Genomic DNA, 20,441 nt, shown 5'->3' with positions numbered 1-20,441 from the left:
CGGCGTCATGAAATTCCTCGACCAGGCGAAGGTCTTCGTCCGCTCCGGCGACGGCGGCGCCGGTGCGGTGTCCTTCCGGCGCGAGAAGTTCATCGAGTTCGGCGGCCCGGACGGCGGCGACGGCGGGCGCGGCGGCGACGTCTGGGTCGAGTGCGTCGACGGGCTGAACACGCTGATCGACTATCGCTACACCCAGCATTTCAAGGCGAAGACCGGCGGCCACGGCATGGGCCGGCAGCGCAACGGCGCCAAGGGGCCGGACGTGGTGCTGAAGGTGCCGGTCGGCACCGAGATCCTGGAGGAAGACCAGGAGACGCTGATCGCCGACATGGTCGAGGTCGGCCAGAAGTTGCTGCTCATGAAGGGCGGCAACGGCGGCTTCGGCAACATGACCTTCAAGACCTCCACCAATCAGGCCCCGCGCCGCGCCAACCCCGGCCTCGCGGGCGAGGAGAAGTGGATCTGGCTGCGGCTGAAGCTGATCGCCGACGCCGGCCTCGTCGGCCTGCCCAACGCCGGCAAGTCGACCTTCCTCGCCCGCACCACGGCGGCGAAGCCGAAGATCGCCGACTATCCCTTCACGACGCTGCACCCCGGCCTCGGCGTCGTGCGCGTCTCGACGCGCGAGTTCGTGCTCGCCGACATCCCCGGCCTGATCGAAGGCGCGCACGAGGGCGTCGGCATCGGCGACCGCTTCCTCGGCCACGTCGAGCGCTGCGGCGTGCTGCTGCACCTCGTCGACGCGAGCCAGGACGATGTCGCCGAGGCCTACCGCGTCGTGCGCGGCGAACTCGAAGCCTACGGCGCCGGCCTCGACGAAAAGGCCGAGGTGCTGGCGCTGTCGAAGGCCGACATCGTCGACAAGGACGACCTCAAGGCGAAGATCAAGGCCCTGAAGAAGGCCGCCGGCCGCATGCCCCTCGTCCTCTCCGCTGCCACCGGCGAGGGCGTCGAGGCGGCGCTGCGCATGATGTGGCGGACGATCGAGGAAGCCCGCGCCGACGAAGCCGACATCTCGCCGGTGCGGCGCGAGGAGGACTGGCGACCGTAGTGGGGAGAGAGTAGGGAGCGGGTCTCTCCTACCTTTCGGTCGTCATCCCCGCGAAAGCGGGGATCCAACGTCCAGCCCGACGGGCGATAGCCGGACATGACACGCGGCTCCGACCGACTCGAGCAGAAATCAACCCGGCACCGACGGCCGCATCCTGACACTCGCTCCGGCATGCGCGGATAATTGGATTCCCGCTTTCGCGGGAATGACGGACTGAGAAGACCGAGCATTGGAACCGGCAGTTCCGAAGTTTCGACTGAACCCCCAAAGAAGCTAAGCCCCTCGCCATGACCACGCCCTCCCCCGCCCTCTCCCCCATCGGCACCGGCCTGCTCGCCCCCTATCGCCGCATCGTCGTCAAGATCGGCTCGGCGCTGCTCGTCGAGGGCCGGTCCGGCGTGCTGAAGCGCGCCTGGCTGGAGGCGCTGGTCGCCGATGTCGCGGGGCTCGCCGCGCGCGGCGCCGAGATGCTCGTCGTCTCGTCGGGGGCGATCGCCATGGGCCGCGGCGTGCTCGGCCTGCCCGCCGGCAAGCTGAAGCTCGAGGAGAGCCAGGCCGCCGCCGCCGTCGGCCAGATCGCGCTGTCGCGCACCTATGCCGAGATCCTCGGCAGCCACGGCCTCACCGCCGGCCAGATCCTGCTCACCCTGCGCGACACCGAGGAGCGCCGCCGCTACCTCAACGCCCGCGCCACCATCGCGACGCTGCTGGAGCGGAAGGCGGTGCCGGTGATCAACGAGAACGACACCGTCGCCACCACCGAGATCCGCTACGGCGACAACGACCGCCTCGCCGCCCGCGTCGCCACCATGACCTCGTCGGACCTGCTGATCCTGCTTTCCGACATCGACGGCCTCTACACCGCGCCGCCGGCGCTCGACCCGGACGCGCGCCACATCCCGCTCGTCGACCGCATCACGCCGGACATCGAGGCGATGGCGGGCGCCGCGGGCTCGGAGCTGTCGCGCGGCGGCATGAAGACCAAGATCGAGGCCGGCAAGATGGCGACCGGCGCCGGCACCGCGATGATCATCGCCTCGGGCAAGGTACTGCACCCCCTCGCCCGCATCGACGCCGGCGGCCTCTGCACCCTGTTCCGCGCCGAAGAAAACCCCGCCACCGCCCGCAAGGCCTGGATCGCCGGCCACCTCGAGCCGAAGGGCAGCATCGTCGTCGACGCCGGCGCGGTGCGGGCGCTGCACTCGGGCAAAAGCCTGCTGCCCGCCGGCGTCGTCGCCATCACCGGCAGTTTCAGCCGCGGCGACGCCGTCTCGCTGCGCGACGAAGCCGGCCGCGAACTCGGCCGCGGCCTCGTCGCCTACGACCGCGCCGACGCCGAGCGCCTCAAGGGCCGCAACAGCCGCGAGATCGAGCTGATCCTGGGTTATGCCGGCCGGGCGGAGATGATCCACCGGGATGACCTGAGCCTCGAAGGGGATGTGGCGGGGGTGTGAGGGGGGCGTGGCTGAAGCAGCAGCCTCGGTCACCACAATCAAAGATGGTTGAGCCGATCGTTTGCATTCTTCGGTCTCGGATGCGATCGTCTCGTTCGAGCAACGACGGTGATCTTCGATGCCCGATTGGCTCCTGCTTACTCTCGGTGTCGTTTTCGGCCTCGCTCTGATCAGCTTGGCGGTGGCCACGGCGTTCCTGCCGGAACTCTGGCGAAGCAGACGATCCCGTCCGGCGCGGCGCTCATCGGTCGAGAACGACCCCGACACGACCGTGACCGTGCCGAACACCGGGCAATCGTCCGATTGAGCATCTGCGCTTCAGGTCGTCATCCCCGCGAAAGCGGGGATCCAACTCACCGCGCGTGCGCCGCCTCGGTCTGGCACTGCCGCGCAGCATTGCGCCGTCCGAGTTCAGGGAGAGTTGGATCCCCGCTTTCGCGGGGATGACGATCCCGACCTATGCGGCGCAGGACGACTGACAGCATCCGCGGCAGTCGCCACCACCCAAGGCCCCCTTCCACCCTTCCCCTCCCGCCCCCAACTCTCTAGAACTTCTCCTCCACCGAACACCCGGACCCGGACCCATGCTCGACAAGACCCGCACCCCCGACGACGTCGCCGGCCTGATGGCCGGCATCGGCCGGACCGCCCGCGCCGCCGCACGGCGGCTCGCGGTGGCGAGCCCGGCGGAGAAGACGGCGGCGCTCGTCGCGATGGCGGCCGCGGTGCGGGCGGCGCGTGGCGAGATCCTCGCGGCCAACGCCCTCGACCTCGCCGCGATGCAGGGCGCCGGCCAGGCTGCCTCGTTCATCGACCGCGGCACGCTGACCCCGGCCCGGATCGAGGCGATCGCCGTGGCGCTCGAGGACATCGCCGCCCTGCCCGATCCGGTCGGCCGCACGCTCGCCGCCTGGGAGCGGCCGAACGGGCTGAAGATCGAGCGCGTCGCGACGCCGCTCGGCGTCATCGGCATCATCTTCGAGAGCCGGCCGAACGTCTGCGCCGACGCCGGCGGTCTAGCACTGAAAGCCGGCAACGCGGCGATCCTGCGCTGCGGCTCCGACAGCTTCGAAAGCTGCACCGCGATCCACCGCGCCCTCGTCGCCGGCCTCGAGGTGGCCGGCCTGCCGGCGGGCGCGATCCAGCTGGTGCCGACGCGCGACCGCGCCGCCGTCGGCGCGCTGCTCTCGGGACTCGGCGGCAACGTCGACGTCATCGTGCCGCGCGGGGGAAAAAGCCTCGTCGCGCGGGTGCAGGCCGAGGCGCGCGTGCCGGTGTTCGCCCATCTCGAGGGCATCTGCCACGTCTACGTCGACAAGGCCGCCGACCTCGCCATGGCGCGCGCCATCACCCTCAACGCCAAGCTGCGCCGCACCGGCGTCTGCGGTTCGGCCGAGACGCTGCTGGTCGACCGCGCCGTCGCCGGCAGCCATCTCGGGCCGATCCTCGACGATCTCGCCGCGATGGGCTGCGAGATCCGCGGCGACGCCGAGGTGCGTGCGCTGTGGCCGGCGGCGCTCGCCGCGACCGAGGACGACTGGCGCACCGAGTACCTCGACGCGATCCTCTCGGTGCGGATCGTCGATGGCGTCGACGCCGCGATCGAGCACATCGAGACCTACGGCTCGCACCACACCGAGGCGATCGTCACCGGAGACGCCGAAGCCGCCGAGCGCTTCATGAACGGCATCGATTCGGCGATCGTCGCCTGGAACGCCTCGACCCAGTTCGCCGACGGCGGCGAATTCGGCATGGGCGCGGAGATCGGCATCGCCACCGGCAAGATGCACGCCCGCGGCCCGGTCGGCGCCGAGCAGCTGACGAGCTTCAAGTACCGCGTCATCGGCACCGGCCAGACGCGGCCGTGAGCCGCGTCTGGCCGGTGCCTGACGATCGCCCCCGCCCCGAAGCCACGCGAGTTCGTCATGGCGCGCCTCCCCGCCACCACGCCGGGCCTTGCCGTCGGCCTTTTCGGCGGCTCGTTCGACCCGCCGCACCGCGGCCATCTCACCGCGGCCGGCCTCGCGCTGCGCCGGCTGGGCCTGGATCGGGTCTGGTGGCTGGTGACGCCGGGCAACCCGCTGAAAGACACCGGCGGCCTCGCGCCGCTCGCGGAGCGGATGGCCGCCGTGCGGGCGCTCTGCGAAGACCCGCGCATGGTGGCGACCGACGCCGAGACGCGGCTCGGCACCCGCTACACCATCGACCTCGTCCGCCGCCTCGTCCGCCTGCGCCCGGGCGTGCGCTTCGTGCTCGTCGTCGGCGCCGACAACTGGGCGACGATGCACCGCTGGGGGCACTGGCGCGAAATCTGCCGGCTGGTGCCGATCGCGGTGGTCGACCGGCCCGGCGCCACCTTCGCCGCGCTGTCGTCGCCCGCCGCCCGCGCCTTCGCCGGGGCGCGCCTGCGCGGCGGCGACGGGCGCCGCCTTCCCGGCTGCCGACCACCCGCCTGGATCCTGCTGACGGGCCGCCGCGTCGCCCTGTCCTCGACCGCCGTGCGCGCGGCGCACGGGCGTGCGGCGGCGAATCCGGCCGAAAACACCCGCGCGACTTGAAAATGTCGTGTAACACGCACACTCTTGAACTGCGGACGCGGATGGACGGCGGAATTGCCGGTCCGGCGCAGCCGCAGCGTGATCGGCCGGCGCTGCCGACGATCCAGTGAACCGGAGGTTCTACCCCTGAGCATGGTACTCATGTCCGAAGGCGCCGCAACCTCGGCGCCGCTGCCGGCGATCCAGCCGGAAACGGACCGGCCGGCGCTTCTCGCCGCCATCCTGACGACCCTCGACGACAGCAAGGCCGAGGACGTCGTCGCCATCGACATCGCATCCAAGACGCCGATTGCCGACTTCATGGTGGTGGCCAGCGGCCGCTCGCATCGCCATGTCGCGGCCATCGCCGAGCATGTGTTGCAGGACCTCAAGGACCACGGCTTCGGCAATGCCGCGGTCGAGGGCATGACGGCCTGCGACTGGGTGCTGATCGACGCCGGCGACGTGATCGTCCACGTCTTCCGTCCGGAAGTCCGCACCTTCTACAATCTCGAGAAGATGTGGTCGGTGGACACCACGGCGGAACTTCGCCGCGGCTGAACTCCGAGGGACCCGATCGAACGAGGGGCCGCCGGCATCCGCCGCGCGGCATTTGAAGCGATGCGCATCGTCATCGGGGCCGTGGGCCGGATGAAGACCGGGCCCGAGCGCGAACTTGCCGCGCGCTACCTCGACCGCGCCGACAAGGCCGGCCGGCCGCTGGGGCTCGGCCCCGTCGAGGTGCGCGAGATCGGCGAGAGCCGCGCCGACCGCGCCGCGGCGCGGAAAGACGAGGAGGCCGCCGGCCTGCTCGCCGGCCTGCCCGAGCGAAGCGCGATCTTCGTGCTCGACGAGCGCGGCGAGACCCCGACCAGCGAGGATTTCGCCGGCCATATCGCCGCCGTCCGCGATGGCGGCACCCCGACGCTCGCCCTGCTGATCGGCGGCGCCGACGGGCACGGCGAGGCGGTGCTGGCCGCGGCGCGCCGGCGTATCGCACTGGGCCGGCTGACTTTTCCGCACCAGATCGTGCGCATCCTCGTCGCCGAGCAGCTCTACCGGGCCGTCACCATCCTCGCCGGCCACCCCTATCACCGCGCCTGACGCGCCGAGGTCGCCGCACCGCCCGGATTTCGCCACCTCCGCCCGCTACGCCCTTGAGCGGACGCGGCGGCCGACATGGTTGACGATCCGTTAACGCGACCGTGGCAGCATCGACGGGCAATGTCCCTCCGACCCGAATTTCTCCATGACGCTCCGGTTGTCGCCGGGCCGCACCGCCGGTCGGCGGCCGTGCGGGCGCTTGTCGCGCTGGCCGTGCTGGCGCTGCCGGCGTGGGCTGGCCACGCGCGCGCGCAGCCCGCGGCGGAAACGACGGCTCAGGCGCCGGTCGACCCGAGCACCATCGAGGTCGAGCAGCTGAAGCGCCAGACCGAGCTCGAGCGGATCAGCGCCAGCATCCGGCTGTCCGAAGAACGCCAGGCGGCGCTCGCCGCCGAGATCGCCGAGATCGCCAAGGACCGCGCCAGCCTCAACGACGACCTGATCGCCACCGCCGCCCGCATGGGGCCGCTGGAGGACGAGCTCGGCCGCAGCGAGGAGCGCCTCGCCCGGCTCGACGCCAACGCCGCCGGCATCCGCACCCGGCTCAACGCCCGCCGCCACGTGCTCGCCGACGTGCTCGCCGCGTTGCAGCGGATCGGCCGCCGGCCGCCGCCGGCGCTGATCGTGAAGCCCGAGGATGCGCTGGGCGCGATCCGCTCGGCGATCGTCTTCGGCGCCGTGCTGCCCGAGATCCGGCTCGAGGCCGAGGCGCTCGCCTCCGACCTCGCCGCCCTGGTCGCGGTGCGCGACGAAGCGGCCGCCGAACTCGCCCGCCTCACCGCCGACCGCGAAACCCTCGCCGAGGCGCGCGAGCGGGTGGCGCTGCTGGTCGAGGAAAAGCGCAAGCTCGAGGAAAACTCGGCCGCCACGCTCGCCACCGAACGGATGAAAGCTGAAGATCTCGCTGGCGAAGCCCGTAGTCTCGAAGAATTGATAGCCGCTCTCGAGCGCGATCTCGACAGCGCCCGCCGCGCCGCCGAGGCGGCCCGCGACCGGGCGCTGGCCGAGCGCCCGGCCATCGACGACAGTGGCCGGATCAGCCCGGCCATCGCCTTCGCAAGTGCCCGCGGCAGCTTGAACCTGCCGGTTCGCGGCGTCGAGGTGCAGGCCTTCGGCGACGACACCGGCCTCGGCGGCACGGCCCAGGGCATGTCGGTCGCGACCCGTGCCGGCGCCCGCGTCGCGGCCCCCTGTGACGGCTGGGTTGTCTATGCCGGTGAATTCCGCTCTTACGGGCGACTCTTGATCCTGAACGCCGGAGACGGATATCATGTCGTTCTGGCAGGGATGCAGACCGTCGACGTGGAGCTCGGTCAGTTCGTGCTGACTGGCGAGCCGATCGGCGAAATGGGCAGCCAGAGGCTCGCGAGCGCCATGGCGCCGGATTCGAATGTCTCGCAGCCCGTTCTATATATTGAGTTCCGCAAGGATGGAATGTCGATCGACCCGTCGCCGTGGTGGGTCGCCTCCGAAGATCGGAAGGTTCGCGGATGATCAGGAAAACGTCACTTCTCGCCGCCGGCGCCCTGTTGGGCGCCGCCGCGTCCTTCGTCGCCGGCCAAGTCGACTTCGGCCGGGTGAGCGTCGCGAACGCCGCGAGCCCCGATACCTACCGGCAACTGACGCTGTTCGGCGACGTGTTCGAGCGGATTCGCGCCGACTACGTGGAAGCGCCCGATGATGCGGAACTGATCGAGGCGGCCGTCAACGGCATGCTGACCTCGCTCGACCCGCATTCGAGCTTCATGAACGCGAAATCGTTCCAGGACATGCAGGTCCAGACCAAGGGCGAGTTCGGCGGCCTCGGCATCGAGGTCACGATGGAGGAGGGCGTCGTCAAGGTCGTCACCCCGATCGACGACACGCCCGCGGCCAAGGCCGGCATCCTCTCCGGCGACCTCATCGTCGGCCTCGACGGCGAGCAGGTGCAGGGTCTCACCCTGCAGCAGGCGGTCGAGAAGATGCGCGGGCCGATCAACTCGCCGATCAAGCTCACCATCGTCCGCAAGGGCACCGACAAGCCGCTCGACATCTCGATCAAGCGCGACGTGATCCGCATCCAGTCGGTGCGTTCGCGCGTCGAGGGCGACATCGGCTACGTCCGCGTGACGCAGTTCACCGAGCAGACCTTCGACGGCCTGAAGACGGCGATCGACAAGATCCGCAAGGACTTGCCGGGCGACCAGCTGAAGGGCTTCGTCATCGACCTGCGCAACAACCCCGGCGGCCTGCTCGACCAGGCGATCGCGGTCTCGGATGCGTTCCTCGACAAGGGCGAGATCGTCTCCACCCGCGGCCGGCACGAGAACGAGACCCGCCGCTACAGCGCCCGTTCGGGCGACCTGACCGGGGGCAAGCCCGTCATCGTGCTCGTCAACGGCGGTTCGGCGTCGGCCTCGGAGATCGTCGCCGGAGCCCTGCAGGACCACCGCCGCGCCACGATTCTCGGCAGCCGCTCCTTCGGCAAGGGTTCGGTGCAGACGATCATCCCGCTCGGCCAGAACGGCGCGATCCGCCTCACCACGGCGCGCTACTACACGCCGTCGGGCACGTCGATCCAGGCCAAGGGCATCGTGCCGGACATCGAGCTGCTGCAGGACCTGCCCGAAGAACTGAAGGGCCAGGAAGACGCGACCCGCGGCGAGGCGAGCCTGCGCGGCCACCTATCGTCGCAGGACGGCTCGGAGGAGACCGGCTCCCAGGCCTACGTGCCGCCGGAGCCGAAGGACGACAAGCAGCTCAACTACGCCTACGACCTGCTGCGTGGCCTGCAGGCCAACGGTGCCTTCCCGCCGGCAACGGACGCGCCGGTTCCGAACTGACGCGCGCCGGACCGGGCAGCACCCCGCCAGCCGGCGGGGCGCTTCCGGCCCGGGACCGAACATGCGAGACTCCAGGGGCCGGGCATTCGCCCGGCCCTTTGATTCGCGCCTCGCGGGATGCGGGGCGGACCGCCCTTCACGGCCGTAGCCGCGATGAGCGCACGGAGAGGCGATGAACGACCTATCGGCCCCGCTCGGCATCGCCATTCCCAAGGCGTCGCGGCGTCGTTGGCCGATCGCGATGATCTTCGTCGCCGCCGTCAGCCTCGTCGTCATGGTCGCCGTGATCTGGGCCGTGATGGTCGACGACCCGCTCGGCGGCCAGCCTGTGGCGAGCGCACGGATCGACCGCGACGCCGCGCGGACCGGCGGCAACGCCGTCTCGGTGGTCGGGGTGCGCTCGGGCAGCGGCGAGGACCTCGACGCGGCGGACGATATCGCGGCGGCCGCCCCCCCCGGCACGGCCGAGGACGACGGCGACGACATGATCGCCGCCGTCGACCAGCCCGGCAGCGGCGCCGCGCTGCCCACCGCCGCCGACGCCCGCGCGATGCCGCTGCGCGCGCTCGACGAGCTCGTCGAGGAAGGCCGCTTCGGGCAACTGCCGAAGATCGGTGCCGACGGCACCCGCCCGCTCGACGCCTATGCCCGCCCCGTGCCGCCGATCGTCGGCGCCTCGCCGAAGATCGCCATCATCATCGGCGGCATCGGCCTCAGCCAGAGCGGCACCCAGGAGGCGCTGCGCCAGCTGCCCGCCGAGGTGACGCTGGCGTTCGCCCCCTACGGCAACAGCCTCGACCTCTGGCAGGGCCGCGCCCGCCAGGACGGCCACGAACTGCTGCTGCAACTCCCGCTGGAGCCGTTCGACTACCCCGACAACGACCCCGGCCCGCACACGCTGCTGACGACGCTCGCCCCCGAGCAGAACAGCGAGCGCCTCGACTGGCTGATGTCCCGCCTCGGCGCCTATGTCGGCGTGATGAACTACATGGGCGCCCGCTTCACCGCCGATCCCGCCGCCGTCGAGCCGATGCTGCGCACGTTGAAGGACCGCGGCCTGCTCTATTTCGACGACGGCTCGTCGAGCCGCAGCCGCACGCTGGAGATCGGCCGCCGGCTGTCGACGCCGGTCGCCGGCGCCGATCTCGTCGTCGACGCGCTGCCGAGCGACGCCGACATCGACGCCCGCCTCGCCCAGCTCGAGCAGCTCGCCCGCACCCGCGGCCTCGCCGTCGGCTATGCCTCGGCGCTGCCGGTCTCGGTGCGGCGCATCGCCGAATGGACCCGCGGCCTCGAGAACCGCGGCATCACTCTGGTGCCCGTCACCGCCACCCTCGCCGCGCGCTGACCCCGCGCCGGCCTGCCGGCGATCAATCACCCCCCGGAGCCCTCGATGCCCGACCGCACCGACCTGCCTTACCGCCCCTGCGTCGGCATCATGCTGCTGTCGCGGGATGGCCGCGCCTTCGTCGGCCAGCGCCGCCGCCAGGAGGGCTCCACCCAGCCAATCGACCCGGACGACGCCTGGCAGATGCCGCAGGGCGGCATCGACGAGGGCGAGGACCCGCTCGCCGCGGCGAAGCGCGAACTTTACGAGGAGACCAACGTCTCCTCCGTCAGCCTGATCGCCGAGGCCCCGGACTGGTACGCCTACGACCTGCCGCCGGACCTCGTGCGGAAATCCTGGAAGGGCCGCTGGCGCGGCCAGACGCAGAAGTGGTTCGCCTTCCGCTTCGAGGGCGACGAAAGCGAGATCGACATCGACCGCCCGGCCGGCGGCGCCCACAAGCCCGAGTTCGGCGCCTGGCGCTGGGAGACGCTCGACCGGCTGCCCGGCCTGATCGTCGCCTTCAAGCGGCCGGTCTACGAGCAGGTCGTCGCCGCCTTCGCCCACCTCGCAGCCCCCGGCGCCGGCCGGTGACGCCCGTCAAGCTCGAGCGCGCCCCGGCCGCCACCGCCCCGGTCGACCCGGCGCTGCGGGCGCCGCTGTCGCCGGACCTGCCCTACCGGCCGAACGTCGGCATCTGCCTCTTCAACGCGGCCGGCCTCGTCTTCGCGGGGCGCGCCTTCGCCAACCCCCACGGCTGGCCCGACCCCGAGATCGTCGCGCCCGGCGCCGACTGGATCCTGCCGCAGGGCGGCATCGACGCCGGCGAGGACATCGAGTCCGCCGCCCGGCGCGAGCTGTTCGAGGAGACCGGCGTCCGCTCCGCCGACCTCGTCGCGATCACCGACGACTGGTGGCCCTATGATTTTCCCGTCCGCGGGGCGCCGAGCCACAAGCTGTTCCCGTTCCGCGGCCAGACCCAGCGCTGGGCCGCCTTCCGCTTTACCGGCGCGGAGGCCGAGATCACCGTGACGGCCGAGCACACCCACGAGCCGGCCGAGTTCGCCGAATGGCGCTGGACGCGGCTCGCCGAGCTGCCGCTGACCGGCCCGCTGCACCGCCGGCCGACCTACGCCCGTGTCGCGGAGCGATTCGCGGTCCTCGCGCGTTGACGCCGGACGGCCGGTCGCGACCGACGCCGCCACGCAACGGTAACCGGGGGCCGCCATGATCAGCAACTTCGCCTTTCTCATGCGCAACACGCTGCGCCGGCTCGGCCTGCGCGCCGTGTTCTTCGTGCTGCTGTCGATCGCGGTCGTCGTGCTCGCCAGCGTCGTCGACGACCTGCTCGCCGACCTGACGCTGCTCCGCATCGACCGCGCGGCGACCGAGACCATGCTCAGCCTGCTCGCGAGCAGCATGCTGCCGGTGACCACCTTCGCGCTCACCACCATGGTCTCGAGCTTTTCCGCCGCGACCGACAACGTGACGCCGCGCGCGACCCCGCTCGTCACCGAGGACCAGACCGCCCAGAACGCCATCTCGGTGTTCCTCGGCGCCTTCATCTATGCCGTCACGGCGCTGGTCTGGATCAATCTCGGCGTCTTCGGCGACGAGGGCAGCCTGGCGCTGTTCGTCGCGACCCTCGCGGTGATGGTGTGGATCGTCGTCACCTTCCTGCGCTGGATGGATCACCTCTCGTCGCTGGTGCGCGTCGACGAGACCACCAAGCGGGTCGAACGCGCCGCCGGCGAGGCGCTCGATCGCTGGATCGCGCATCCCGGGCTCGGGGCCCGGCCGCACGGCGACTGGGGCAGCGACGCCGGCTTTCCGGTGAGCGCCGCCCGCGACGGCTATGTCCAGCACATCGACATCGGCGCCATCGCCAAGCTCGCGGACGACGCCGGGACCGAGATCCGCCTCGACGTGCTGCCCGGCGCCTATGTCGACCGGCGCCGCACCATCGCCGCGACCCGCCGCCCGCTCGGGGCCGCCGAGATGGAGACCCTGCGCGGTGCCCTCACCGTGACCGAGCAGCGGCACTTTGCGAGCGACTTCCGCTTCGGCCTGATCGTGCTCGCCGAAATCGCCTCGCGCGCGCTGTCGCCCGGGATCAACGATCCCGGCACCGCGATCACCGCGCTCGCCGCCGGCACCCGCCTGCTCGCCCGCTGGTTCGACGAGCCGGAGGAGACCGCGGGCGCCACAAGTCATCCGGCCGTCTACGCGCCGCGCCTGTCGCCGGACGACCTGCTCGACGACTTCATCCGCCCGATCGCCCGGGACGGCGCCGGCATCCTCGAGGTCGCGATCCGGCTGCAGAAGATGCTCGGCATTCTAGCCCGCGCCGGTGACGGCCGTCACGCCGAGCTCGTCAGCCAGCACGCCCGCGCCGCGCTGGCGCGCAGCCTCGCGGCACTGACGTTGCCCGAGGACCAGACGGTGATGCGCGCCGCCGCCAGCGGCAACGCCCTCGTCACTCGGCCGGAGTGACCGGGCGGGCAATCGTGCCGCCGCATGCGCGGGTCGAGGGACCGCGAGGCTCGGTGGCGAATTCCGGATGCCGCCCACGAAAAAGGCCCGGTCGCTGCCGACCGGGCCTTCTGAAAACAATCGTCGGGACAATTCCCGGGTCAGGCCGCCTTCAGCGACCCCACCAGGTCCTTGAGCTGCGCCAGCTTCAGCGCCGCCGCCTGGCGGGCGCTTTCGCCGATCGCATTGGCGACCGCCGTCTCGGCGACCGCGATCTCGGCCGCGATCTGGTCGGCCTTCATTTCGGAGACCGGGATCGCCTTTTCGGCGAGCACGGTGAGGCCGGCCGGGGAGACGTCGGCGAGGCCGCCGCGCACGAAGATCTTGACGACCTCGCCGCCGGACTTGGTGACGGTCGCGATGCCCGGGCGGAGCGTGGCGACGAACGGCGCGTGGCCGGCGAGCACGCCGAAGTCGCCTTCGGTGCCCGGCAGGTCGACCTGCGTCACCTCCGCCGACAGCAACAGGCGCTCGGGGCTCACGAGCTCGAACTTGAACGGTGCGGCCATGGTCGGTTCCTCAAAGGACGGGCGTTGCGGAAAACCCCGCAACGCCGTCGAGCCTTGCTCGGTTCAGGCAGCGCTGGACGGCAGCGCAGGTCAGGCCGCCTTGGCAGCCAGACGCTCGGCCTTTTCCATCGCTTCCTCGATCGTGCCGACCATGTAGAAGGCCGCCTCGGGGAGGTGGTCGTAGGCACCCTCGCACAGGCCCTTGAAGCCCTTGATGGTGTCTTCGAGCGCGACGAGCTTGCCCGGCGAACCGGTGAACACTTCCGCGACGAAGAACGGCTGCGACAGGAAGCGCTCGATCTTGCGGGCGCGCGCCACCGTCATGCGGTCTTCTTCGGAGAGCTCGTCCATGCCCAGGATCGCGATGATGTCCTGCAGCGACTTGTAGCGCTGCAGGATTTCCTGCACGCGGCGGGCGACGGCGTAGTGCTCGTCACCGATGATGCGGGCGTCGAGCATGCGCGAGGTCGAGTCGAGCGGATCCACCGCCGGGTAGATGCCCTTTTCCGCGATCGAGCGCGACAGCGTGGTCGTCGCGTCGAGGTGGGCGAAGGACGTCGCCGGGGCCGGGTCGGTCAGATCGTCGGCGGGCACGTAGATCGCCTGCACCGAGGTGATCGAGCCCTTGGTGGTGGTGGTGATGCGTTCCTGCAGCGCGCCCATGTCGGTGGCGAGCGTCGGCTGGTAGCCCACCGCCGACGGGATGCGGCCGAGCAGCGCCGACAGCTCCGAACCCGCCTGGGTGAAGCGGAAGATGTTGTCGACGAAGAACAGCACGTCCTGGCCCTTGTCGCGGAAGTGCTCCGCGACGGTGAGGCCGGTCAGCGCGACGCGGGCGCGGGCGCCCGGCGGCTCGTTCATCTGGCCATAGACGAGGGCGCACTTGGAGCCTTCGCCGCCGCCGTGCTTGTTCACGCCCGATTCGATCATCTCGTGGTAGAGATCGTTGCCCTCGCGGGTGCGCTCGCCGACGCCGGCGAACACCGAGTAGCCGCCGTGCGCCTTGGCGACGTTGTTGATCAGTTCCATGATCAGAACGGTCTTGCCGACGCCGGCGCCGCCGAACAGGCCGATCTTGCCGCCCTTCGCGTAGGGCGCCAGCAGGTCGACGACCTTGATGCCGGTGACGAGGATCTCGGCCTCGGTGGCCTGCTCGACGTATTCCGGCGCGTTCTGGTGGATCGAGCGCACCGCCTCGCCGACCACCGGGCCGGCCTGGTCGACCGGCTCGCCGATGACGTTCATGATGCGGCCGAGGGTCGCTTCACCGACCGGCACCGAGATCGGCGCGCCGGTGTCGGTGACGGTCTGGCCGCGCACCAGACCCTCGGAGGTGTCCATCGCGATCGTGCGGACGGTGTTCTCGCCGAGGTGCTGGGCGACCTCGAGCACGAGGCGCGCGCCGTTGTTGGTGGTTTCCAGCGCGTTCAGGATCGCCGGGAGCTGGTCGTCGAACTTGACGTCGACGACGGCGCCGATGACCTGCGTGATACGTCCGACATTCGCCATCAGTTGAGTCCTCGTGTCTCTGTAAGACGGTTCAGAGCGCCTCGGCGCCCGAGATGATCTCGATCAGTTCTTTGGTGATCTGCGCCTGGCGGGAGCGGTTGTACTCCAGCGAGAGGCGGTTGATCATGTCGCCGGCATTGCGCGTCGCATTGTCCATCGCGCTCATCCGCGCGCCCTGCTCGGACGCGGCGTTCTCGAGCAGCGCGGTGAACACCTGCACCGCAACCGCGCGCGGCAGCAGATCCTCGAGGATCTCCGCTTCGCCCGGCTCGTAGTCGTAGAGCGCCGTGCCGGACGTCGCCGGCGTGGCGGTGGCCTCGATCTTGGCCGGGATCAGCTGCTTGGCCGTCGGGATCTGCGCGATCACCGAGCGGAAGCGCGAATAGAACAGGGTGCAGACGTCGAACTCGCCCTTGGCGAACAGCGCCATCACCTTGGCGGCGACGTCGGCGGCGTTGTCGAAGCCGATCGACTTCACGCCGCGCAGCTCGACGCGGTCGATGATCAGGTTGCCGTAGTCGCGGCGCAGCGAATCCGCTCCCTTCTTGCCGACGGTGAGGATCTTCACCGTCTTGCCTTCGGCGAGCAGCTTGCGGATGTGCTCGCGGGCGAGGCGCACGATGGAGGCGTTGAAGCCGCCGCAGAGGCCGCGCTCGGCGGTCGCGACGACGAGGAGATGCACCTGCGACTTGCCGGTGCCGCCGAGCAGCGCCGGCGCGTCGTCGCGCCCGGCAAAGCCCGTCGCGAGGTTGCCGATCACCTCGGCCATCCGCGTCGCATAGGGGCGCGCCGCCTCGGCGGCGTCCTGCGCGCGGCGCAGCTTCGCCGCGGCGACCATCTGCATCGCCTTGGTGATCTTCTGCGTCGCCTTCACGGAGGCGATACGGTTCTTCAGTTCCTTGAGGCTCGCCATCTCGGCTCCTCTTCCCCTGCAACTCGAGACCCGGGCTCCTCACCGCCGAACCGGGACCGGAGGGCCCCGCTTCAACGCGTCCGGGCCGGCATCGCGCCGGCCCGGAGAGGCTTCGATCAGGCGAACGTCTTGGCGTAGCTGTCGATGGCGGCCTTGAGCTTCGACCGCAGGTCGTCGGTCAGCGCCTTCTCGGCCCAGATCCCGTCGAGCACGGCGGCGTGCTTGTCGCGGAGGAAGCGCAGCAGCCCCTCTTCGAAGGCCCGCACCTTGTTGACCGGGATCGCGTCGAGGTAGCCGTTGACGCCGGCGTAGATCACCGCGACCTGCTCCTGCGTCTTCAGCGGCGAGAACTGCGGCTGCTTCAACAGTTCGACGAGGCGCGCGCCGCGGTTGAGCAGCTTCTGCGTCGAGGCGTCGAGGTCGGAGCCGAACTGCGCGAAGGCCGCCATTTCGCGGTACTGCGCGAGCTCGCCCTTGATCGTGCCGGCCACCTGCTTCATCGCCTTGATCTGCGCGGCGGAGCCGACGCGCGACACCGAGAGGCCGACGTTCACCGCCGGGCGGATGCCCTGGTAGAACAGGTTGGTCTCGAGGAAGATCTGGCCGTCGGTGATCGAGATCACGTTGGTCGGGATGTAGGCCGAGACGTCGTTCGCCTGGGTCTCGATCACCGGCAGCGCGGTCAGCGAACCGAGGCCGTTGTCCTCGTTCAGCTTCGCGGCGCGCTCCAGCAGGCGGGAGTGCAGGTAGAACACGTCGCCCGGGTAGGCTTCGCGACCCGGCGGACGGCGCAGCAGCAGCGACATCTGGCGGTAGGCGACGGCCTGCTTGGAAAGGTCGTCATAGGCGATCACGGCGTGCATGCCGTTGTCGCGGAAGTATTCGCCCATGGCGCAGCCGGCGAACGGCGCGAGGAACTGCATCGGCGCCGGGTCCGACGCGGTGGCCGCGACGACGATCGAGTACTGCAGCGCGCCGGCTTCCTCGAGCGACTTCACGAACTGCGCGACCGTCGAGCGCTTCTGGCCGATGGCGACGTAGACGCAGTAGAGCTTGGCGCTCTCGTCCGTGCCCTGGTTCAGCGCCTTCTGGTTCAGAAAGGTGTCGAGAATGATCGCGGTCTTGCCGGTCTGGCGGTCACCGATGACCAGCTCGCGCTGGCCGCGGCCGACCGGGATCATGGCGTCGATCGCCTTGATGCCCGTGGACATCGGCTCGTGCACCGACTTGCGCGGAATGATGCCCGGCGCCTTCACGTCGACGCGCGAGCGCGTCTCGTAGACGATCGGGCCCTTGCCGTCGATCGGGTTGCCGAGCGCGTCGACGACGCGGCCGAGCAGGCCCTTGCCGACCGGCACGTCCACGATCGAGCCCGTCCGCTTGACGGTGTCGCCTTCCTTGATGTCGCGGTCGGTGCCGAAGATCACGACGCCGACGTTGTCGGTCTCGAGGTTCAGCGCCATGCCGCGGATGCCGCCCGGGAACTCGACCATCTCGCCCGCCTGGACGTTGTCGAGGCCGTAGACGCGCGCGATGCCGTCACCGACTGAGAGAACCTGGCCGACCTCGGAAACCTCGGCTTCCTGGCCGAAGTTCTTGATCTGCTCCTTGAGGATGGCGGAAATTTCCGCGGCCCGAATATCCATCAGCCGACCTCTTTCAGGGCTATCTTGAGCGCATTGAGCTTGGATTTGATCGAGGTGTCGATCATCCGGCTTCCGAGCCGGACGATCAGGCCACCGATCAGTGAAGGATCGACGCTCGCATCGAGCACCACCGTCTTGCCGGTCATGGCGGACAGGGCCGCCTTGAGCTCGGCGGCATGGGCGTCGGCGAGCGGCTCGGCCGAAACGACATCGGCGGTGACTTCGCCGCGATGCACGGCGACGAGCTGCCGGTAGCCCTTGATGATGTCGGGAACGGCCGAGAGGCGGCGATTGCGCGCCGCGAGCTTGACGACGTTGGCGAACAGTCCGTCGATGCCGGCGGCGGCCAGCACGGCGGAAACCGCCTTGAGCTGGTCGTCGGCGGTGAAGACGGGCGACCGGACGACGCGGGCGAGATCGGCGCTTTCGGCGACGAGACCCTCGAACCGGACGGCGTCGGCCTCGACCGCGTCGGTCGCTCCGCCGTCGATGGCGAGGTCGAACAGGGCGGTCGCGTAGCGCTGGGCTACACCGGATACGGCGGAATCTGTCTCGCTCAAAGGCCCCGACCCTCTCGAAGCTTCCAGAGCACGGCGACGGGCGTCGCAGCACTTTGAAATATCGTTGATTTTTCAGCGAGGTGACGAGCTGGTCACGCCCCTCCCGCCACGAGTTGGCGCTTCAACTAGCACATGGTTCCTAGTGGCGCAACCACGCTTGCTGCAGCACAATATCCGCAGTTTCGCGCCATTCGTCGCATGCCGTATACGGCAGTCGGGGCCGGTTTCAGAGGAAGCTCTGCGGGTCCACGTCCACCTGGACGGCCAGGCTGCCGCGCGCCGGCGGCGCCGCGGCGAGCCAGGCACGCAGGTAGGCCGAGAGGTCGCTCTCGCGTCCCGACTGTACCAGAAGCCGCAGCCGGTGGCGCCCGCGCACCAGCGCGAGTGGCGCATCCGCGGGCCCCAGCACCTCGATTCCCTCGGCCATCGGGGCGGCGCGCGCCAGCGCCCGGGCGTGGTCCTCGGTCGCGGGCCGGTCGGTGCCGGACACGATCACCGCGGCGAGCCGGCCGAACGGCGGCATGCTGGCGGCGCGCCGCTCTTCCATCTCGGTGGCGTAGAAGCGTTCCGGATCGCGCGACACCAGCGCCGCCATGACCGGATGCTCCGGCGCGAAGGTTTGCAGGATGCCGAAGCCGGGGCTCATGCCCTCGCCGCCGAGCCGCCCGGCCCGGCCTGTCACCTGCACGAGAAGCTGGAACGTCCGCTCGGCGGCGCGCGGGTCGCCGTGCGACAGGCCGAGATCGGCGTCGACCACCCCGACCAGCGTCAGCTTCGGGAAGGTGTGGCCCTTGGCGACGATCTGGGTGCCGATCACGATGTCGCAGCCCCCTTCCGCGATCACCTGCAGCTCGGCGCGCAGCCGCTGGATGCCGCCGAGCATGTCGGACGAGAGCACGATGATCCGCTTGTCCGGGAAGACCGCCGCCGCCTCCTCGGCGATGCGCTCGACGCCCGGGCCGCAGGCGACGAGGCTGTCGAGCGCGCCGCAGGCCGGGCAGCTCTCCGGCCGGCGCACCGTGTGGCCGCAGTGGTGGCACGACAGCGTGCCGCGGAAACGGTGGTCGACCAGCCAGGTCGAGCAGTTGTCGCACTGGAAGCGGTGGCCACAGGCCCGGCAGAGGGTCAGCGGCGCAAAGCCGCGCCGGTTGAGGAACAGCAGCGCCTGCTCGCCCTTTTCCACCGTCCGCCGCACCGCGGCAATCAGCCCCGGCGCGAGGAAGCGCCCCTTCTCCGGCCCGGCCCGCCGCATGTCGATCAGCGCGATCTCAGGCAGCGCTGCCCCCGTGGCGCGCGCCGGCAGCACGAGGCGGCGATAGCGGCCGCGCTCGACGTTCGCCCGCGTCTCCAGCGACGGCGTCGCCGACGACAGCACCACCGCGGCCTCCTCCAGCCGCCCGCGCACCACGGCCATGTCGCGAGCGTGGTAGGTGGCGTGCTCCTCCTGCTTATAGGCGGCGTCGTGTTCCTCGTCGACGACGATGACGCCGAGGTCGGCGAACGGCAGGAACAGCGCCGAGCGCGCCCCGACCACCACCGGCACCCGCCCCTCGGCGACGCCGCGCCAGACCCGCATGCGCTGCTTGGGCGGAACGTCCGAGTGCCACTCGGCCGGGTTGGCGCCGAAGCGCTCGGAGAAGCGTTCGAGGAACGCCCGCGTCAGCGCGATTTCCGGCACGAGGATCAGCACCTGCCGGCCGCGCCGCAGCGCCTCGGCGACCGCCTCGAGGTAGACGTCGGTCTTGCCGGCGCCGGTGACGCCTTCGAGCAGCGTGACGGAAAAGCCCTCGCCCGCGGCGCGGCGCAGCTCGTCCGCCGCCCGGACCTGGTCGGGGGTGAGCGCGCGGGCGTTGAAATCGGGATCGGGCGGGTGCACCGGCGGCCCGGGCGGCAGCGCCACCACCTCCAGCGTGCCCGCCGTGACGAGCCCGTCGACGACGCCGGGGCTGGTGCCGGCTGCGGCGGCAAGGCCCGTCCGCGTCCAGGCAAAACCGTCCTCGAGCCGGGCGAGCACGCGGCGCCGCGCGTCGGTCAGCCGCTCCGGCGCCGGCCCGGCCCGGCGCACCCCCGGCACCGCCGGCTCCGGCGCCAGCGCTTCGGGCACCCGCAGCACCATGCGCAGCACCATGCCGCGCGGGGTCAGCGTATAGCGCGCCACCCAGTCGACCAGCGTCCGCAAGGGATCGCCGAGCGCCGGCGCATCGTGCACGCCGAGCACCGGCTTCAGTTTCTTGAGCGGCACGCCGGCCGGATCGCCGAACGCCCACACCGCGCCGATCAGCTTTCGCGTGCCGAGCGGCACCGTGACGATGCTGCCCGGCACCAGCCGGAGATCCGGCGGCGCCAGGTAGCTGTAGGTCTTGTCAAGGGCGACGGGCAGCAGCACCTGCACCACCGCGGGGGCGGCGCCGTCCGCCTCCCCGCTCAGGAGGTCCATGCGCGTGAGGTCCTTGTCGTTGGGAGGCGGTGCCGGAGGC

The 20,441-nt window shown here is 70.8% G+C and carries 19 protein-coding genes; 13 read left to right on the top strand and 6 right to left on the bottom strand.

Annotation, left to right across the window (positions count from 1 at the left end; all coding sequences use genetic code 11):
- The first annotated feature begins 7 nt into the window (after positions 1–7).
- The 13 genes from obgE to I5731_RS09540 all read left to right on the top strand — a co-directional run bounded on the left by obgE (position 8) and on the right by I5731_RS09540 (position 12,788).
- Positions 8–1,051: a GTPase ObgE gene (gene obgE, locus I5731_RS09600; RefSeq protein WP_197311117.1), complete on the top strand. Its 1,044-nt coding sequence runs from the start codon at positions 8–10 to the stop codon at positions 1,049–1,051.
- Between the two features lie 287 nt (positions 1,052–1,338).
- Positions 1,339–2,505 (top strand): glutamate 5-kinase, encoded by a 1,167-nt coding sequence (proB, locus tag I5731_RS09595; protein ID WP_197311116.1) that lies wholly within the window; start codon positions 1,339–1,341, stop codon positions 2,503–2,505.
- A gap of 118 nt (positions 2,506–2,623) precedes the next feature.
- The gene (locus tag I5731_RS09590) at positions 2,624–2,812 is read left to right on the top strand and encodes a hypothetical protein (protein WP_197311115.1); all 189 of its coding nucleotides are present in this window, start codon (positions 2,624–2,626) and stop codon (positions 2,810–2,812) included.
- Positions 2,813–3,089: 277 nt separating this feature from the next.
- Positions 3,090–4,373: a glutamate-5-semialdehyde dehydrogenase gene (locus tag I5731_RS09585; protein WP_197311114.1), complete on the top strand. Its 1,284-nt coding sequence runs from the start codon at positions 3,090–3,092 to the stop codon at positions 4,371–4,373.
- A 57-nt stretch (positions 4,374–4,430) separates the two neighbouring features.
- Positions 4,431–5,063, top strand: coding sequence for a nicotinate-nucleotide adenylyltransferase (locus tag I5731_RS09580; protein ID WP_197311113.1), 633 nt, complete (start codon positions 4,431–4,433; stop codon positions 5,061–5,063).
- Between the two features lie 132 nt (positions 5,064–5,195).
- Positions 5,196–5,603 (top strand): ribosome silencing factor, encoded by a 408-nt coding sequence (rsfS, locus tag I5731_RS09575; protein WP_235981652.1) that lies wholly within the window; start codon positions 5,196–5,198, stop codon positions 5,601–5,603.
- 60 nt (positions 5,604–5,663) lie between these two features.
- Positions 5,664–6,146, top strand: coding sequence for a 23S rRNA (pseudouridine(1915)-N(3))-methyltransferase RlmH (gene rlmH / locus I5731_RS09570; protein WP_197311112.1), 483 nt, complete (start codon positions 5,664–5,666; stop codon positions 6,144–6,146).
- A gap of 189 nt (positions 6,147–6,335) precedes the next feature.
- Positions 6,336–7,640 (top strand): murein hydrolase activator EnvC family protein, encoded by a 1,305-nt coding sequence (locus tag I5731_RS20020; protein ID WP_197311111.1) that lies wholly within the window; start codon positions 6,336–6,338, stop codon positions 7,638–7,640.
- Entirely contained in the window at positions 7,637–8,968 is a 1,332-nt protein-coding gene (locus tag I5731_RS09560; RefSeq protein ID WP_210336269.1) for a S41 family peptidase, read from the top strand. The genes I5731_RS20020 and I5731_RS09560 overlap by 4 nt, the downstream gene beginning before the upstream one ends.
- Before the next feature lie 172 nt (positions 8,969–9,140).
- A complete protein-coding gene (locus tag I5731_RS09555; protein ID WP_197311110.1) occupies positions 9,141–10,316 on the top strand; it encodes a divergent polysaccharide deacetylase family protein in 1,176 nt (391 codons plus the stop codon).
- A gap of 45 nt (positions 10,317–10,361) precedes the next feature.
- The gene (locus I5731_RS09550) at positions 10,362–10,889 is read left to right on the top strand and encodes an RNA pyrophosphohydrolase (RefSeq protein ID WP_197311109.1); all 528 of its coding nucleotides are present in this window, start codon (positions 10,362–10,364) and stop codon (positions 10,887–10,889) included.
- Positions 10,886–11,467 (top strand): RNA pyrophosphohydrolase, encoded by a 582-nt coding sequence (locus I5731_RS09545; protein WP_328838507.1) that lies wholly within the window; start codon positions 10,886–10,888, stop codon positions 11,465–11,467. Before I5731_RS09550 ends, I5731_RS09545 begins: the two co-directional genes overlap by 4 nt.
- Before the next feature lie 55 nt (positions 11,468–11,522).
- Positions 11,523–12,788, top strand: coding sequence for a DUF2254 domain-containing protein (locus I5731_RS09540; protein WP_197311108.1), 1,266 nt, complete (start codon positions 11,523–11,525; stop codon positions 12,786–12,788).
- 140 nt (positions 12,789–12,928) lie between these two features.
- Here I5731_RS09540 and I5731_RS09535 read toward each other — a convergent pair whose 3' ends face one another.
- The 6 genes from I5731_RS09535 to I5731_RS09510 form a co-directional block, all read right to left on the bottom strand.
- Positions 12,929–13,336 (bottom strand): F0F1 ATP synthase subunit epsilon, encoded by a 408-nt coding sequence (locus I5731_RS09535; protein ID WP_197311107.1) that lies wholly within the window; start codon positions 13,334–13,336, stop codon positions 12,929–12,931.
- 90 nt (positions 13,337–13,426) lie between these two features.
- Positions 13,427–14,845 (bottom strand): F0F1 ATP synthase subunit beta, encoded by a 1,419-nt coding sequence (gene atpD / locus I5731_RS09530; RefSeq protein WP_197311106.1) that lies wholly within the window; start codon positions 14,843–14,845, stop codon positions 13,427–13,429.
- A gap of 31 nt (positions 14,846–14,876) precedes the next feature.
- Positions 14,877–15,758 (bottom strand): F0F1 ATP synthase subunit gamma, encoded by an 882-nt coding sequence (locus I5731_RS09525; RefSeq protein WP_197311105.1) that lies wholly within the window; start codon positions 15,756–15,758, stop codon positions 14,877–14,879.
- A 116-nt stretch (positions 15,759–15,874) separates the two neighbouring features.
- Positions 15,875–17,404, bottom strand: a complete 1,530-nt coding sequence (gene atpA, locus I5731_RS09520; RefSeq protein ID WP_197311104.1) for a F0F1 ATP synthase subunit alpha — start codon at positions 17,402–17,404, stop codon at positions 15,875–15,877.
- A complete protein-coding gene (locus I5731_RS09515) occupies positions 17,404–17,964 on the bottom strand; it encodes a F0F1 ATP synthase subunit delta (RefSeq protein WP_197311103.1) in 561 nt (186 codons plus the stop codon). The genes atpA and I5731_RS09515 overlap by 1 nt, the downstream gene beginning before the upstream one ends.
- 226 nt (positions 17,965–18,190) lie before the next feature.
- Positions 18,191–20,401 (bottom strand): primosomal protein N', encoded by a 2,211-nt coding sequence (locus I5731_RS09510; protein WP_197311102.1) that lies wholly within the window; start codon positions 20,399–20,401, stop codon positions 18,191–18,193.
- Positions 20,402–20,441: the final 40 nt, after the last annotated feature.

The organism is Methylobrevis albus (assembly GCF_015904235.1).
Taxonomy (GTDB): Bacteria; Pseudomonadota; Alphaproteobacteria; order Rhizobiales; family Pleomorphomonadaceae; genus Methylobrevis_A; species Methylobrevis_A albus.
This window is presented reverse-complemented; position numbering and strand designations above follow the sequence as displayed.

Coding starts and splice junctions, on each gene's coding strand:
- obgE (WP_197311117.1), top strand. CDS start 8: ATGAAATTCCTCGACCAGGCGAAGGTCTTCGTCCGCTCCGGCGACGGC.
- proB (WP_197311116.1), top strand. CDS start 1,339: ATGACCACGCCCTCCCCCGCCCTCTCCCCCATCGGCACCGGCCTGCTC.
- I5731_RS09590 (WP_197311115.1), top strand. CDS start 2,624: ATGCCCGATTGGCTCCTGCTTACTCTCGGTGTCGTTTTCGGCCTCGCT.
- I5731_RS09585 (WP_197311114.1), top strand. CDS start 3,090: ATGCTCGACAAGACCCGCACCCCCGACGACGTCGCCGGCCTGATGGCC.
- I5731_RS09580 (WP_197311113.1), top strand. CDS start 4,431: ATGGCGCGCCTCCCCGCCACCACGCCGGGCCTTGCCGTCGGCCTTTTC.
- rsfS (WP_235981652.1), top strand. CDS start 5,196: ATGGTACTCATGTCCGAAGGCGCCGCAACCTCGGCGCCGCTGCCGGCG.
- rlmH (WP_197311112.1), top strand. CDS start 5,664: ATGCGCATCGTCATCGGGGCCGTGGGCCGGATGAAGACCGGGCCCGAG.
- I5731_RS09560 (WP_210336269.1), top strand. CDS start 7,637: ATGATCAGGAAAACGTCACTTCTCGCCGCCGGCGCCCTGTTGGGCGCC.
- I5731_RS09555 (WP_197311110.1), top strand. CDS start 9,141: ATGAACGACCTATCGGCCCCGCTCGGCATCGCCATTCCCAAGGCGTCG.
- I5731_RS09550 (WP_197311109.1), top strand. CDS start 10,362: ATGCCCGACCGCACCGACCTGCCTTACCGCCCCTGCGTCGGCATCATG.
- I5731_RS09540 (WP_197311108.1), top strand. CDS start 11,523: ATGATCAGCAACTTCGCCTTTCTCATGCGCAACACGCTGCGCCGGCTC.
- I5731_RS09535 (WP_197311107.1), bottom strand. CDS start 13,336: ATGGCCGCACCGTTCAAGTTCGAGCTCGTGAGCCCCGAGCGCCTGTTG.
- atpD (WP_197311106.1), bottom strand. CDS start 14,845: ATGGCGAATGTCGGACGTATCACGCAGGTCATCGGCGCCGTCGTCGAC.
- I5731_RS09525 (WP_197311105.1), bottom strand. CDS start 15,758: ATGGCGAGCCTCAAGGAACTGAAGAACCGTATCGCCTCCGTGAAGGCG.
- atpA (WP_197311104.1), bottom strand. CDS start 17,404: ATGGATATTCGGGCCGCGGAAATTTCCGCCATCCTCAAGGAGCAGATC.
- I5731_RS09510 (WP_197311102.1), bottom strand. CDS start 20,401: ATGGACCTCCTGAGCGGGGAGGCGGACGGCGCCGCCCCCGCGGTGGTG.